Raw genomic sequence first — 14,317 nt, 5'->3', positions numbered from 1 at the left:
CACCCACCCCCACCCCATGACCCGCCGCACCGACGGCAGCAGCCACAGGCCCGTCGCCGCACCGGCAGCCCCGATGGCCAGGACGCAGGACAGCACGATGCCGACGTACGCGTCGTCGTCCCACGAGCCCGACGGGCGGATGGTCAGGGCCGTCCAGCAGAAGTACGCGGCGACAAGGGTGAGCAGGATCAGCGGCACGGCGAAGACCAGGCGGAGGGCGCCGCGGTCGTCGTAGTGGAGTGATCGCGTATCCAATGCGATCCCCGTCGCGCGACCGCAGTTGGTTTGAGCGCGGTGGCGCGCCGGAGTGACTGGCTCATCATGCTCCCCGTGGTGCATGGTTCCTCGCTGCCTCCTGGCTTAGGGCCTCGGGGCGACTACTAGTGCCAGCCGACCCAAGTCCCCGGCCGAGCAGCCAGGTAACAGTCGCACGAAGCCATACGCAAAGCCGACAGGGCCGCCCAGGCGACGCAACGCCACCACCGTCTGTCCCAGCGCGCCGAGTCGGGCCGAGGCTGTGTGCGCCGCACTCCGTGATCGTTCCCCGTCTCCTCAGGGGTGGCGGTGATACGCCTTGTTGGCGATGCGCCAGCCGTCGTCGGCGTGGACCAGCAGGAAGATGTCGGTGAACGTGTCGGCGCCGTGCGAGAGCGTCATGGTCGCGGTCGCGACGGTGCCGTGGACGTCGAGGGCGTCGATGCGGCGGGAGCGGGTCGGCTCGTCCGGGGCCGGTCGGCCCTGGAAGAGGGTGCAGTACTCGTCCAAGGACCAGGAGACGAATGCGCCGTCGCGGATTCCCTCGATGTGGGCGGCGGGAAGGAACGCGTCCCGGAAGTGGGTGGAGTCGCCGGTGGCGTGTCCGCGGATGTAGGCGCGGAGTGGTTCGAGTACGGCGTCCGCTGCGGCGGGGGCGGTGGCGGCGAGGGCGATGTCGGCTTCGGAGTCGGCTGGGTCGTTGGGCAGGCCGGCTGCGCTGCGCAAGGGGGCGTTGGACGCGGCGGCCAGCAGAGACATGTCCTTGGCCAGCGCGCCGATGGTGAATTCAGCCGTGACAGCGCCGGGTTGGTCGGTGAGAAAGGGTCGTTTGCGGGCAACGAGCCCGCCGAGCCAGCCGAGTTCGAGGACGTCCAGCACCTGAGCCCGGGGCAGGTCGAGGGCGTCGGCCTGCCGCAGTGAGTCGCGCAGCGCGAGGACGGCGCCGGCGAGGCTGTGGTTGGCGATCAGCTTGAGGGCAGCGGCGGTGGGAGCGTCATCGACAGACCGCACGGTGCCCAGCGCTTCCAGCACCGGTCGGACTCGGTCAAGCGCGTCCTGGTCGGCGGCGGCAAGGATCTGGAGCGCTCCGGCAGTGGCAGCCGGTACGGAACCGAGCACGGGCGCGTGGATATAGGCCGGGCCGAGTTGCCGGGCCAGGGCCGAGGCTTCGGCGGGGGCGATGGTGCCGGTGTTCAGCACCATCGCCCCCGCACGCAAGGAGTCACGGACGTCGTCGAGGACCTGCCGGCAGGCGGGGCCGTCGAACAGTGCCAGAAGCACGAGGTCGGCCTTCGCCACGGCGTCATTCGGATCACCAGTCGTCTTGACGGCGCCTGAGGTGTGCCCGGAGCGTGTCCAGCCGAGGACGTCCCAGCCCTGGGTGGCCAGTCGTGTCGCGATCGCCTCGCCCATGCGCCCGAGGCCGAGGACCGCGATCGTGTGCGGTGTGGTCATGCGTGCCAGGGTGGTGCAGCGCAAGGGCTGCGACAAGCGCACATTGTGCAGGCCAGCTCTGCGGAGCCCGCATATCGACCGCCATACTGGCGCCATGGAACTGACGGTGTGGCAGACCTTCGTGACCGTGTGCCGACTCGGGTCGCTGTCGGCGGCGGCCGCCGAGCTCCATCACACGCAGTCGGCCGTCTCCCGGCAGATCGCCGGGCTGGAGCGGCAACTCGGCGTGCCTCTCATCGAGCGGCACGCGCGCGGTGTGCGTCCGACCCCTGCCGGCGAGGTGTTCCGCCACCACGCTCTGAGCACGCTCAACGAGGCCGACCGTGCCGTACGCGCGGCACGAGAGGCAGGCGACGGGGCGTTCAACCGGCCACTGACCGTCGGTGCGACACCCTCTCTCGCCGCAGGGATCGTCCCTGAGGCCGTCCGGGCCCTGCTGCGGCAGGCCGGTTCCATCCGATGGAGTCTGCTTCCCGGTCTGAGCGCACAGCTGCACCAGCGTGTCATCACCGGCGATCTCGACATCGCCGTCGTCACCGACGCACCGCCGGGCCTGCCCCATGACACGCGGGTCGAACGCCGGTTCCTCGGGCTGGACGAGATGGTCGTCGCGCTGCCCGTCGACCATCCGTTGGCCGGGCGCGGCCCCGTGCACATACGGACATTGGCTGACCAGACCTGGGCCGAGGACAACGACGGTTCAGCGGCTCTCCTGCACCAGCACGCAGCCCGCGCCGGAGTCAGCGCCCGCATCGACCTCACCGCGGCGGATCTGCCCGGCAAACTGGCCCTGGTCGCAACCGGCCACGCCATCGCTCTGATCCCCGGGGTGCTGACGCGCGCACTGCGGACCGACGTCACCACGGTGGGTCTCGTCGGTCCCCCGACCCGCGGCGTCTACACGATCACGCCATGTCGCGACCCCCACCCCTGCGCAGCGTCCCTGCTCGACCAGCTCACCGCAGCCTTCGCCTCGGTCCGTCCTGCCCACGCCGCTCACCGGCTGAGTGGTACAGCTGCCCACCCTGCCCTTCCCGACTGCCAGACGTGAGGCACCTTCGGCCACAGCGCCACGTTCGCCGTCGCCGCGCACCGCCGCCGCCCCGGCAAAGCGGCAGGCAAGCCGACGGCCTACCCACAGATGCGCGTCGGCCTGATCCTGGACACCCCCGCCCTCGCCCTGGAGGAACTCGCCCGGCTCGGCCTGCCGGTGGGCACCTGCGCGGCCGACCTTGCCGCCATCGCCCGCACACGCGGGGCGCTCTTCCACTGCGCCGCGGCGGCCCAGGTACTCGGGAAGATCCCGCTCGACGTGAAAGCCCCCACGCAGGCGAACACCACGACCCCGAGGGAGCCCGTCCACACCCCGCTCCACAACCACTCGACGAAGACGGCGAGCAGGCACGCCGGTGATCGTCTGCGGTACGGCACCAGCGCGGCCAACGAGATGCTCGTGACCGGGCCGACCCGGCGCTCAGAGTACCCGGAGGCCGTTCTCCAGCTCCGCCGGGCCCGTGCCCTCCGCCAGGACGTCCAGGGCGGTCAGGATGCGGTCGGAGAGGGGCGAGGGGAGGTAGTCCGGGAGGTCGGCGCGCGGGACCAGGCGCCAGGACAGCAGCTCCTCCTCCTGGAGGCGGATCGACTTCAGCTCGGCCTCGCTCAGTACGCCGCCGTCGTAGAGGTAGGCCACCAGCGGCGGCCGGTCCGGCCCCGGCACCCAGTCCACGGTGAGCAGCCGCCCGGGCTCCCGGTCCAGCCCGATCTCCTCCAGCGTCTCGCGCCGGGCCCCCTGCCGGGGCGTCTCGCCGTGGTCCGACTCGATCGTCCCACCCGGCAGCCCCCACCCCGGCCGGTAATTCGGCTCGACGAGCAGCACCCGCCCCTCCGCGTCCCGGAAGAGACACGCGGCTGCGGCGAGGACGCGGGGGAGACCTGCGATGTACGTGGCGAAGTCGTTCGAGGTGGTCATCCTGGCAGCGTAGCCAGGGGTGGGGTGGCGGGCACAGGGGGCGCCGTGGCATCTCCGGCGCGTGGGCGAGTGGCTCGGCGCCGGGGGACGCGATGCATGTTCGGTGTCCCTGGGCACGCTGCGTGGGGCCTGTCCGGCATCGCACCCTGGGCGGGAGTCCGATGGCAACCCTTAGGGTCGCACCGGCGAGCGTTGGTCCGGATGGGAAGGGGTATGTGGTGACGGACGGTACGGGGCGGGGGCGGCGGGTGCTGGTCGCTGCCGACAAGTTCAAGGGGTCGTTGACGGCCGCGGAGGTCGCCGTGCGGGTCGCGGCCGGGCTGCGGAAGGTCGTTCCGGACGTGGTGGTCGAGGCGCTGCCCGTCGCCGACGGCGGGGACGGCACCGTGGACGCGGCGCTTGCCGCCGGGTTCGAGCGGCGTGAGGTGCGGGTCGCCGGGCCGCTGGGGGAGCCGGTGTGCGCCGCCTTCGCGGTGTGTGGGGACACCGCCGTCGTGGAGATGGCCGAGGCTAGTGGGCTGCGGCTGCTGCCGGAGGGCGTACGGGCGCCGCTCACCGCCTCCACGTACGGCTCGGGGGAGCTTCTGCGGGCCGCGCTGGACGCAGGGGCGCGGACCGTGGTGTTCGGCGTCGGCGGCAGTGCCACGACGGACGGCGGGGCCGGGATGCTGGCGGCGCTCGGGGCGCGGCTCCTGGACGGCGACGGGAAGCCGGTGGCCCCCGGTGGCGGCGCGCTCGCGGACCTCGCCCGCGCTGACCTGTCCGGGCTCGATCCCCGCCTCGCCTCCGTGGACCTGGTGCTCGCCGGTGATGTCGACAACCCGCTGACCGGGCCGCAGGGCGCCGCAGCCGTGTACGGCCCGCAGAAGGGCGCCTCCCCGGCGGACGTGACCCTCCTCGACGCCGCCCTCGCCCACTACGTGACCGTCCTGGCCGCCACTGTCCCGCGCGCGGGAGACCTGGCTACGTTCCCCGGCGCCGGTGCGGCCGGTGGCCTCGGCTACGCCGCTCTCCTCCTCGGCGCCCGGTTCCGGCCCGGCATCGAGGTCGTCCTGGACACCCTCGGCTTCGCGGCCGCCCTGGAGCGCGCCGACCTCGTCATCACCGGCGAGGGCTCCCTGGACGACCAGACCCTCCACGGCAAGGCCCCGGCCGGAGTCGCCGCAGCGGCCCGAGCCGCCGGTAAGCAGGTAGTCGCGGTCTGCGGCCGCCTGACCCTGCCCCCCGCCGCCCTCCGGAACGCGGGCATCACCCACGCCTACCCCCTGACCTCCCTCGAACCCGACGAGTCCGTCTGCCGAGCCCAGGCAGGCCCCCTCCTGGAACGCCTGGCAGCCCACCTGGCCGAGGAACACCTGACCTGAGCCGGGGAAACGCCGGGGGCCCCGACCTCTCACAGGTCGGGGCCCTCGAATCACACCTTGCTGAACCCAGCTCACACACCGCCGAACCCAGCGGAGCGCTACGGCAGCTGCGCCGCCCGCGCCTCCCGCCGATTGTCGCGGAAGTTGTTCACCCGGCGGGCCGTGGCGAACAGGGGGATCACCGCGCCCATCACCAGCTGGAGCGCGCAGCCCGTCTGGAGGAGGAGCTGTCCGCCCGGGGCGTCGAAGGCCCAGGCGGCCAGGAGGCCCATGGAGAGGACGATCCAGCCGAGCACGGCGCCGGCGAGGCGGCCGCGCGGCTTCGGGTACTCGACCCGGCTCACCATCAGCCAGGCGGTGCCCACGATGGCCAGGAGCGTCGCCACGAAGGGCAGCTCCAGGAGCACGATCGAGACGACGGTCAGGGCGCCGAACGGCGACGGCATCCCCTGGAACATGCCGTCCTTCATCGTCACGCAGCTGAAGCGCGCCAGTCTCAGCACCACCGCCAGCAGCACCACGATCGCGCCCAGAGCCGCCACCCGCTGGTGGGCGTCGTCCGCGACCATGCCGTAGACCAGGACGAAGTACGCGGGCGCCAGACCGAAGCTGATGAGGTCGGAGAGGTTGTCCAGCTCCGCGCCCATCGGCGAGGAGCGCAGCTTGCGCGCCACCAGGCCGTCGAAGAGGTCGAAGACCGCCGCGCAGAGCATCAGGATGACCGCCGTGGCCGCGCTGTGGCGGGCCATGCCGGATTCCTGGCTGCCGGTGAGGTGCGGGATGAGGATGCCGGTGGTGGTGAAGTACACCGCCATGAACCCGCAGGTCGCGTTGCCGAGCGTGAGCGTGTCCGCTATCGACAGGCGCAGAGAGAGAGGCATCTCCTCTTCGTCGTCGGCCGCGTCGGCCTCGGGCACCCAGCCCGCTTGTGTCTCCGGATCAATCACGGTCAATGCGAGTCACCCCTGCCACGGTCTTCTGCCCGACCTCGACCGCGACCTCCACGCCCTCGGGCAGGTAGAGGTCGACACGCGAGCCGAAGCGGATCAGACCGATGCGCTCGCCCTGCTCGACCTTCGTCCCCTCGGGGAGGTACGGCACGATACGACGAGCCACCGCGCCCGCGATCTGGATCATCTCGATGTCGCCGAGTTCGGTGTCGAAATGCCAGACTACGCGCTCGTTGTTCTCGCTCTCCTTGTTGAAAGCCGGAACAAAGCCGCCGGGGATGTGCTCGACCGACGTCACGGTGCCCGCCAGGGGCGCCCGGTTGACGTGGACGTTGAGCGGGCTCATGAAGATCGCGACGCGGGTGCGTCCGTCCTTCCACGGCATGATGCTCTGCACCACACCGTCGGCGGGAGAGATGACCCGGCCCGTGGCGATCTCGCGCTCGGGGTCGCGGAAGAACCACAGCATCCCCGCCGCGAGCGCGGTGGCGGGAACGGCGACGGCCTTGGCGACGCCCGAGCGGCGGGCGCGGGCCAGGCTGAGGGCTGCGGTGGCGACGGTCGGGAGGAGCCACGGCGATGCTCCGCGCGCGAGGCGTACGCCGGCCAGGCTGTCGCGAGGTGCAGAGGTTTGGCTGTGGGGCATGGATGACCTTCGTAGCGGATGATGCCGCGCTTGACGGGGGACGGCGGCTTTCCGGGATCGTACCGGGAGCGGGCCGCAACTGGGCAAGCCAGGAAGCCGAGTCGACGGCCGAAGACCGTCGACGGGGTGTGATCTTCCCTACGAAGAAAACACCCCGTCCCCGGACAATCAGCCCTGGAATCGGTACTCTTCGAGCAGTCTGCGACCGATGATCATTTTCTGGATCTCGGCGGTGCCTTCGCCGATGAGCAGCATGGGCGCTTCGCGGTACAGGCGCTCGATCTCGTACTCCTTGGAGAAGCCGTAGCCGCCGTGGATGCGGAAGGCGTCCTCCACCACTTCCTTGCAGTACTCCGAGGCGAGGTACTTCGCCATCCCGGCCTCCAGGTCGTTTCGCTCCCCGGAGTCCTTTTTGCGTGCGGCGTTCACCATCATCGCATGGGCGGCCTCGACCTTGGTGGCCATCTCGGCCAGCTTGAACTGGATGGCCTGGTGCTGGGCGATCGGCTTGCCGAAGGTGTGCCGCTGCTGCGCGTACTGGACGCCCAGCTCGAAGGCGCGCTGCGCGACACCGCAGCCACGCGCCGCCACGTTGACGCGGCCGACCTCCACGCCGTCCATCATTTGGTAAAAACCCCGGCCGGTGACGCCGCCGAGCACGCGGTCTGCGGGGATGCGCAGGCCGTCCATGATCAGCTCGGTGGTGTCGACGCCCTTGTAGCCCATCTTGTCGATCTTGCCGGGGATCGTGAGGCCGGGGCGGACCTCGCCGAAGCCGGGCTCCTTCTCCACCAGGAAGGTCGTCATCGACTTGTGCGGGGCCGTGCCCTCGGGGTGACCCTCGTCACTGCGGACCAGTACGGCCACCAGGGACGACGTGCCGCCGTTCGTCAGCCACATCTTCTGGCCGTTCAGGACGTACTCCTCGCCGTCCTTCACCGCCTTCGACGTGATGGCCGACACGTCCGAGCCCAGCGCGGGCTCCGACATCGAGAAGGCGCCCCGGATGTCACCGAGGGCCATCTTCGGCAGGTAGTAGGACTTCTGCTCCTCCGTGCCGTGCTGCTTGAGCATGTACGCCACGATGAAGTGCGTGTTGATGATGCCGGACACCGACATCCAGCCCCGGGCGATCTCCTCCACGCACAGGGCGTAGGTGAGGAGGGACTCGCCCAGGCCGCCGTACTCCTCGGGGATCATCAGGCCGAACAGGCCGAGTTCCTTGAGGCCGTCCACGATCGCTTGCGGGTACTCGTCGCGGTGCTCCAGCTCGGTGGCGACCGGGATGATCTCCTTGTCCACGAAGTCGCGGACGGTGGAGAGGATCTCCCGCTGGATGTCCGTCAGACCGGCTGTCTGGGCGAGTCGGGCCATGCCTACTTCTCCTGCTCCTTGAGTTCCGGACGGCCCGGCTGCTCTCCGCCGCGCTCCTTGATGTACGTCTCGGTCGGCACCATGACCTTGCGGCGGAAGACGCACACCAGGGTGCCGTCCTGCTTGTAGCCCTTGGTCTCCACGTGCACGATCCCGCGGTCGTTCTTCGACTTCGACGGCCACTTGTCGAGCACGGTCGTCTCGCCGTAGATCGTGTCGCCGTGGAAGGTCGGCGCCACGTGCTTCAGCGACTCGATCTCCAGGTTGGCGATCGCCTTGCCGGAGACGTCCGGCACGGACATGCCGAGCAGGAGGGAGTAGATGTAGTTCCCGACCACCACGTTCTTGCCGAAGTCCGTCGTGTTCTCGGCGTAGTTGGCGTCCATGTGGAGCGGGTGGTGGTTCATCGTGAGGAGACAGAACAGGTGGTCGTCGTACTCCGTGACCGTCTTGCCGGGCCAGTGCTTGTACGTCGCCCCGACCTCGAACTCCTCGTAGGTGCGCCCGAACTGCATCTCACGCCTCCGGAATCTCGAACTTGCTGGTCCGCCGCATTCCGGCCGCACGCCCCTTGCCCGCGATGACCAGGGCCATCTTGCGGCTGGCCTCGTCGATCATCTCGTCGCCGAGCATCGCCGAGCCCTTCCTGCCGCCCGCCTCGGAGGTGCAGTACTCGTACGCGTCGAGGATCAGCTCGGCGTGGTCGTAGTCCTCCTGCGAGGGCGAGAAGATCTCGTTGGACGCCTCGACCTGGCCCGGGTGCAGCACCCACTTGCCGTCGAAGCCGAGCGCGGCGGCGCGCCGGGCGACCTCGCGGTAGCCGTCGACGTTGCGGATCTGGAGGTAGGGGCCGTCGATCGCCTGGAGGTCGTTGGCGCGGGCGGCCATCAGGATCTTCATCAGGATGAAGTGGTAGGCGTCCGCCGGGTAGCCGGGCGGCTGCTCGCCCACGACGAGCGACTTCATGTTGATGGAGGCCATGAAGTCGGCCGGGCCGAAGATGATCGTCTCCAGGCGCGGGGACGCCTGGGCGATCGCGTTGACGTTGTTCAGGCCCTGCGCGTTCTCGATCTGCGCCTCGATGCCGATGCGGCCGACCTCGAAGCCCATGGTCTTCTCGATCTGGGTGAGCAGCAGGTCGAGCGCGACCACCTGCTCGGCGTTCTGCACCTTGGGCAGCATGATGCAGTCGAGGTTCGGGCCCGCGCCCTCGACCACCGTCACGACGTCCCGGTACGTCCACTCGGTCGTCCAGTCGTTGACCCGCACGACGCGCGTCTTGCCCGTCCAGTCGCCCTCGTTGAGGAACTTGACGATGGTGTGCCGCGCCTCGGGCTTGGCGAGCGGCGCGCACGCGTCCTCCAGGTCCAGGAAGACCTGGTCGGCCGGGAGACCCTGCGCCTTCTCCAGGAAGCGCGGGTTGCTTCCCGGCACCGCGAGACAGGAGCGGCGCGGACGCAGGCGGTTGACAGGGGACGTCATGCGGGGACCTCCAGGGGGTCGAGCTTGTTCGCTGTGCGGATCTCGTCGACGATACGGCCGATGATTCCCGTGATGTCGAAGTCCTTCGGGGTGAACACGGCGGCCACACCGGCGGACTTCAGCTGTTCGGCGTCGGCGTTCGGGATGATGCCGCCCGCGATCACGGGGATGTCGTGCGCGCCGGCCTCGCGCAGCCGCTCCAGGACGTCCGGCACCAGCTGGGCGTGCGAGCCGGACAGGATGGACAGGCCGACCGCGTGCACGTCCTCCGCGAGGGCCGCGTCCACGATCTGTTCCGGGGTCAGCCGGATGCCCTGGTAGACCACCTCGAACCCGGCGTCACGGGCGCGTACGGCTATCTGCTCGGCGCCGTTGGAGTGCCCGTCAAGGCCCGGCTTGCCGACCAGGAAGCGCAGCTTGCCCACGCCCAGGTCGCGTGCGGTGGCGTCCACCCGGGCGCGCACCTCGGCCATCGGGGAGCCCGCCTCGGCCGGTACGGCCACGGGGGCGGAGGAGACGCCGGTGGGCGCCCGGTACTCCCCGAACACCTCGCGCAGCGCCCCCGCCCACTCGCCGGTCGTGACCCCGGCGCGGGCGCACTCCAGCGTGGCCTCCATCAGGTTCTCGGTGCCCTTGGCGGCCTCCTTCAGCCGCTCCAGCGCCTTGCAGGGGCGCGGGTGGTTGAAGGGCGGCTGGTAGCGGGTGTCGCGCCAGTTTTGGAGCGCGGTGATCACCCGGTTCTCGACGGCCGGGTCGACCGTCTGGATCGCGGTGTCCAGGTCGGCGGTGAGCGGGTTCGGCTCGGTCGTCTCGAAGATGTTGACGCCGATGATCTTCTCGTCGCCGGACTCGATCCGCGCCCGCCGCTCGGCGTGCGAGGCCACCAACTGGGCCTTGAGATAGCCCGATTCGACGGCGGCCATCGCGCCGCCCATCTCCTCGATCCGGGCCATCTCCGCGAAGGACTCGTCGACCAGCGCGGCCACCTTCGCCTCGATGACGTGCGAGCCCGCGAAGATGTCCTCGTACTCCAGCAAGTCGCTCTCGTGCGCCAGCACCTGCTGGATGCGCAGCGACCACTGCTGGTCCCAGGGACGGGGCAGGCCCAGCGCCTCGTTCCAGGCGGGCAGCTGCACGGCACGCGCGCGGGCGTCCTTCGACAACGTCACCGCCAGCATCTCCAGGACGATCCGCTGGACGTTGTTCTCCGGCTGCGCCTCCGTCAGGCCCAGGGAGTTGACCTGGACGCCGTAGCGGAAGCGGCGCTGCTTGGGGTTCTCGATGCCGTACCGCTCGCGGGTGACCTGGTCCCAGATGCGGCCGAAGGCGCGCATCTTGCACATCTCCTCGACGAAGCGGACGCCCGCGTTGACGAAGAAGGAGATGCGCGCGACCACGTCGCCCATGCGCTCCTGCGGCACCTGGCCGGAGTCGCGCACGGCGTCCAGGACCGCGATCGCGGTGGACATGGCGTACGCGATCTCCTGGACCGGCGTGGCGCCGGCCTCCTGGAGGTGGTAGCTGCAGATGTTGATCGGGTTCCACTTGGGGAGGTGGGACACCGTGTACGCGATCATGTCGGTCGTCAGCCGGAGCGAGGGCCCCGGCGGGAAGACGTGCGTCCCGCGCGAGAGGTACTCCTTGACGATGTCGTTCTGGGTGGTGCCCTGGAGCCGGGTGATGTCCGCGCCCTGCTCCTCGGCGACGACCTGGTAGAGCGCCAGCAGCCACATGGCGGTGGCGTTGATCGTCATCGAGGTGTTCATCTGCTCCAGCGGGATGTCCTGGAACAGCCTGCGCATGTCACCCACGTGCGAGACGGGGACGCCGACCCGGCCGACCTCGCCGCGGGCGAGGATGTGGTCGGCGTCGTAGCCGGTCTGGGTGGGCAGGTCGAAGGCGACCGACAGACCGGTCTGGCCCTTGGCGAGGTTGCGCCGGTACAGCTCGTTCGACGCCTCCGCCGTGGAGTGGCCGGCGTAGGTGCGCATGAGCCACGGCCGGTCCTTCTGGCGCTGTGTCATCTGTGGCCTCCGCCGCTCTCAGACGTTCCGGAAGCGGTTGATGGCGTCGATGTGCTCGGCGCGCATCTCCGGGTCGCGCACGCCCAGGCCCTCCTCGGGGGCCAGGCACAGCACGCCGACCTTGCCCTGGTGGGCGTTGCGGTGCACGTCGTGCGCGGCCTGCCCGGTGTCCTCCAGGGAGTACACCTTCGACAGGGTGGGGTGGATCTTGCCCTTGGCGATCAGACGGTTGGCCTCCCACGCCTCGCGGTAGTTGGCGAAGTGGGAGCCGATGATGCGCTTGAGCGACATCCACAGGTAGCGGTTGTCGTACTCGTGCATGTAGCCCGAGGTCGAGGCGCACGTGGTGATGGTGCCGCCCTTGCGGGTGACGAAGACGCTCGCGCCGAAGGTCTCGCGGCCGGGGTGCTCGAAGACGATGTCGATGTCCTCGCCGCCGGTCAGCTCGCGGATGCGCTTGCCGAAGCGCTTCCACTCCTTGGGGTCCTGGGTCCGCTCGTCCTTCCAGAACCTGTAGCCCTCGGCGTTGCGGTCGATGATCGCCTCGGCGCCCATCGAGCGGCAGATGTCCGCCTTCTGGTCGCTGGAGACGACACAGATCGGGTTGGCGCCGCCGGCCAGCGCGAACTGGGTGGCGTACGAGCCGAGTCCGCCGCTCGCGCCCCAGATCAGCACGTTGTCGCCCTGCTTCATCGCCGCGCCGTTGCGCGAGACGAGCTGGCGGTAGGCGGTGGAGTTGACCAGGCCGGGGGCGGCGGCCTCCTCCCAGCTGAGGTGGTCCGGCTTCGGCATCAGCTGGTTGGACTTGACGAGCGCGATCTCCGCCAGGCCGCCGAAGTTGGTCTCGAAGCCCCAGATGCGCTGCTCGGGGTCGAGCATCGTGTCGTTGTGGCCGTCCGAGGACTCCATCTCGACGGAGAGGCAGTGCGCGACGACCTCGTCACCGGGCTTCCAGGCGTTGACGCCGGGGCCGGTGCGCAGGACGACGCCCGCGAGGTCGGAGCCGATGATGTGGTACGGCAGGTCGTGCCGCTTGGCCAGCTCGTTGGTGCGGCCGTAGCGCTCCAGGAACCCGAACGTGGACAGCGGCTCGAAGATCGAGGTCCACACCGAGTTGTAGTTGACGGAGGAGGCCATCACGGCCACCAGCGCCTCACCCGGGCCGAGTTCCGGCAGCGGGACGTCGTCGAGGTGGATCGACTTGCGGGGGTCCTTGTCGCGGGTCTCGAGGCCCGCGAACATCTCGGTCTCGTCCTTGTGCACGGTGATCGCGCGGTACGAGTCGGGGAGCGGCAGGGCGGCGAAGTCGGCGGACGTGGCGTCCTGCGACTGGATCGCGGCCAGGATGTCCTTCACGGTCACGGTAGTGCCTCCGGCGGTGAGTGCCCCGAGGGAAGGGCACTGGCGGTTCGTCGGTGGTGCGGGAGTGCTGCTGAGGGTGCGAGGGGTGGGCCGGGGTTCCGGCGGGGTGCTTCGGCAGCGCTGGGTGGCGCGGGAGGGTGCCTGTGACGCAGGCGTCCGGGCGCACAGACCGTTTGGTCTGAGGGGACAGCCGACGCACGAAGGGACTCTGCGCGCCGGCCGCCCGGACACTCTCAACGTATGACACCGCGTGTCAGTCGGCAAGGCACTGAGTGCCAAAAAACGGACTCAAATGAAATCTTCACTTAACAAATGAGCGATGATCGATCGAACGGGGGTCCGAAAACTGGGGGAAACGGCCCTGGGGGAGCAATCCGGGCACGCAAAACGGCCACCCCGAGGGGTGGCCGTCACGAAGGGAGAGGCGGGCTCAGCGGGCCTTCAGCGCCTCCTCGATGGTCCGCATCACCTCGTCCAGCGGGGCGTCGGTGCGCGCGACCGTCACCAGCACCTCGCCCTGCGCCGAGACCGCGGCCGGCACGGTTCCCGTCCCAGCGGTGGTCCCGGCGGCCGTCCCGGACGAGGTGCCCCGCCCGGCGCCGATGCCCGTGCCGAACGTCTTGCGGACGATCGCGAAGGCGTGGTCGAGCTGCGCCTCCACGTCGCCCTGGCCGTCCGCCCGCAGCCAGCGCCGCAGCACATGGTTGTGCGCGGTGACCACGGCGGACGCGGCGACCTCGGCGAGCAGCGGGTCGTCGTTGGCGTCGTCGGCGTGCGCGTGCTCGTCGAAGTGGCCGAGCAGATAGCGGGTGAACAGCCGCTCGTAGCGCGCCACGGAGGCGATCTCGGCCTCGCGCAGGGTGGGCACCTCGCGCGTCAGCCGGTAGCGGGCCACCGAGATCTCCGGCTGCGCCGCGTACATCTTCATGACTTCCTTGATGCCCCGGCACACCGTGTCGAGCGGATGCTCGTGCGCGGGCGCCGCGTTGAGGACCGCCTCCGCCCGCACCAGGGTGTCGTCGTGGTCCGGGAAGATCGCCTCCTCCTTGGAACGGAAGTGGCGGAAGAAGGTACGACGGGCGACCCCGGCCGCGGCCGCGATCTCGTCGACGGTGGTCGCCTCGTACCCCTTCGTCGCGAAGAGTTCCATCGCGGCGGCCGCCAGCTCCCGGCGCATCCTGAGCCGCTGGGCGGCCGCGCGGCCGCCCGCGGCACTCTCCGGAGTGTCGGGCGTGGCTGGTGTACGTGAGGACCTGGCGGGCTGGGACATGCCCCGAACGTACTGCATGGAGCCACTTTCACGCGCGGGTCCGGGGGTTGGAGCGGAGCCCGCGACGGGCGCCTCCGACGAGGCGGGTGCGGAGTCGGCCGCCGGGGAGCGACCGTTTCCGCGCGACGCGCGTCCGCCTCTGCCCGCCGGGCGGCCGCGCCTGCCC

At 70.3% G+C, this 14,317-nt stretch carries 13 protein-coding genes; 2 read left to right on the top strand and 11 right to left on the bottom strand.

The genetic code is table 11. From position 1 onward, the window contains the following. Together GTW40_RS04945 and GTW40_RS04940 are read right to left on the bottom strand one after the other, a co-directional pair. On the bottom strand, positions 1-255 hold a 255-nt coding region (locus GTW40_RS04945), incomplete at its 3' end, for a hypothetical protein (protein ID WP_161178912.1). A 297-nt stretch (positions 256-552) separates the two neighbouring features. Next, positions 553-1,710, bottom strand: coding sequence for a nuclear transport factor 2 family protein (locus tag GTW40_RS04940; RefSeq protein ID WP_161178911.1), 1,158 nt, complete (start codon positions 1,708-1,710; stop codon positions 553-555). Positions 1,711-1,804: 94 nt separating this feature from the next. Between GTW40_RS04940 and GTW40_RS04935 the strand changes: the two genes are divergently transcribed. After that, entirely contained in the window at positions 1,805-2,761 is a 957-nt protein-coding gene (locus GTW40_RS04935; RefSeq protein WP_161178910.1) for a LysR family transcriptional regulator, read from the top strand. Positions 2,762-3,184: 423 nt separating this feature from the next. On the opposite strand, the gene GTW40_RS04930 is transcribed toward GTW40_RS04935, so the two are convergent. Further along, positions 3,185-3,679: an NUDIX hydrolase gene (locus tag GTW40_RS04930; protein WP_161178909.1), complete on the bottom strand. Its 495-nt coding sequence runs from the start codon at positions 3,677-3,679 to the stop codon at positions 3,185-3,187. 215 nt (positions 3,680-3,894) lie between these two features. On the opposite strand from GTW40_RS04930, the gene GTW40_RS04925 reads away from it, so the two are divergent. Beyond that, positions 3,895-5,043, top strand: a complete 1,149-nt coding sequence (locus tag GTW40_RS04925; protein WP_161178908.1) for a glycerate kinase — start codon at positions 3,895-3,897, stop codon at positions 5,041-5,043. Positions 5,044-5,141: 98 nt separating this feature from the next. Here the strand turns inward: GTW40_RS04925 and pssA are convergent, their stop codons facing one another. From pssA to GTW40_RS04885, 8 genes are all read right to left on the bottom strand, one after another. Continuing rightward, complete coding sequence (gene pssA, locus GTW40_RS04920; RefSeq protein ID WP_161178913.1) at positions 5,142-5,960, bottom strand: CDP-diacylglycerol--serine O-phosphatidyltransferase; 819 nt, start codon at positions 5,958-5,960, stop codon at positions 5,142-5,144. Between the two features lie 22 nt (positions 5,961-5,982). Further along, positions 5,983-6,639: a phosphatidylserine decarboxylase gene (locus GTW40_RS04915; RefSeq protein WP_161178907.1), complete on the bottom strand. Its 657-nt coding sequence runs from the start codon at positions 6,637-6,639 to the stop codon at positions 5,983-5,985. Positions 6,640-6,807: 168 nt separating this feature from the next. Next, positions 6,808-8,013 carry an acyl-CoA dehydrogenase family protein gene (locus tag GTW40_RS04910; RefSeq protein ID WP_161178906.1) on the bottom strand — a complete coding sequence of 402 codons (1,206 nt, stop codon included), beginning with the start codon at positions 8,011-8,013 and terminating at the stop codon, positions 6,808-6,810. A 2-nt stretch (positions 8,014-8,015) separates the two neighbouring features. Continuing rightward, positions 8,016-8,528 carry a MaoC family dehydratase gene (locus GTW40_RS04905; RefSeq protein WP_161178905.1) on the bottom strand — a complete coding sequence of 171 codons (513 nt, stop codon included), beginning with the start codon at positions 8,526-8,528 and terminating at the stop codon, positions 8,016-8,018. Position 8,529: 1 nt separating this feature from the next. Beyond that, on the bottom strand, positions 8,530-9,495 hold the full coding sequence (locus GTW40_RS04900; RefSeq protein WP_161178904.1) for a CoA ester lyase: 966 nt from the start codon (positions 9,493-9,495) through the stop codon (positions 8,530-8,532). After that, positions 9,492-11,519: a protein meaA gene (locus GTW40_RS04895; RefSeq protein WP_161178903.1), complete on the bottom strand. Its 2,028-nt coding sequence runs from the start codon at positions 11,517-11,519 to the stop codon at positions 9,492-9,494. Before GTW40_RS04895 ends, GTW40_RS04900 begins: the two co-directional genes overlap by 4 nt. A gap of 18 nt (positions 11,520-11,537) precedes the next feature. After that, complete coding sequence (ccrA, locus tag GTW40_RS04890) at positions 11,538-12,875, bottom strand: crotonyl-CoA carboxylase/reductase (RefSeq protein ID WP_343245617.1); 1,338 nt, start codon at positions 12,873-12,875, stop codon at positions 11,538-11,540. A 436-nt stretch (positions 12,876-13,311) separates the two neighbouring features. Then, on the bottom strand, positions 13,312-14,151 hold the full coding sequence (locus GTW40_RS04885; protein WP_202485395.1) for a TetR family transcriptional regulator: 840 nt from the start codon (positions 14,149-14,151) through the stop codon (positions 13,312-13,314). Positions 14,152-14,317 lie beyond the last annotated feature (166 nt).

It is taken from the genome of Streptomyces sp. SID4985 (genome assembly GCF_009863025.1).
Classification (GTDB): Bacteria; Actinomycetota; Actinomycetes; order Streptomycetales; family Streptomycetaceae; genus Streptomyces.
This window is presented reverse-complemented; position numbering and strand designations above follow the sequence as displayed.

Excerpts from the sequence above, each read along its gene's own strand:
- GTW40_RS04940 (WP_161178911.1), bottom strand. The coding sequence starts at position 1,710 with ATGACCACACCGCACACGATCGCGGTCCTCGGCCTCGGGCGCATGGGC.
- GTW40_RS04915 (WP_161178907.1), bottom strand. The coding sequence starts at position 6,639 with ATGCCCCACAGCCAAACCTCTGCACCTCGCGACAGCCTGGCCGGCGTA.
- GTW40_RS04900 (WP_161178904.1), bottom strand. The coding sequence starts at position 9,495 with ATGACGTCCCCTGTCAACCGCCTGCGTCCGCGCCGCTCCTGTCTCGCG.
- GTW40_RS04910 (WP_161178906.1), bottom strand. The coding sequence starts at position 8,013 with ATGGCCCGACTCGCCCAGACAGCCGGTCTGACGGACATCCAGCGGGAG.
- GTW40_RS04905 (WP_161178905.1), bottom strand. The coding sequence starts at position 8,528 with ATGCAGTTCGGGCGCACCTACGAGGAGTTCGAGGTCGGGGCGACGTAC.
- GTW40_RS04895 (WP_161178903.1), bottom strand. The coding sequence starts at position 11,519 with ATGACACAGCGCCAGAAGGACCGGCCGTGGCTCATGCGCACCTACGCC.
- GTW40_RS04930 (WP_161178909.1), bottom strand. The coding sequence starts at position 3,679 with ATGACCACCTCGAACGACTTCGCCACGTACATCGCAGGTCTCCCCCGC.
- GTW40_RS04885 (WP_202485395.1), bottom strand. The coding sequence starts at position 14,151 with ATGTCCCAGCCCGCCAGGTCCTCACGTACACCAGCCACGCCCGACACT.
- GTW40_RS04935 (WP_161178910.1), top strand. The coding sequence starts at position 1,805 with ATGGAACTGACGGTGTGGCAGACCTTCGTGACCGTGTGCCGACTCGGG.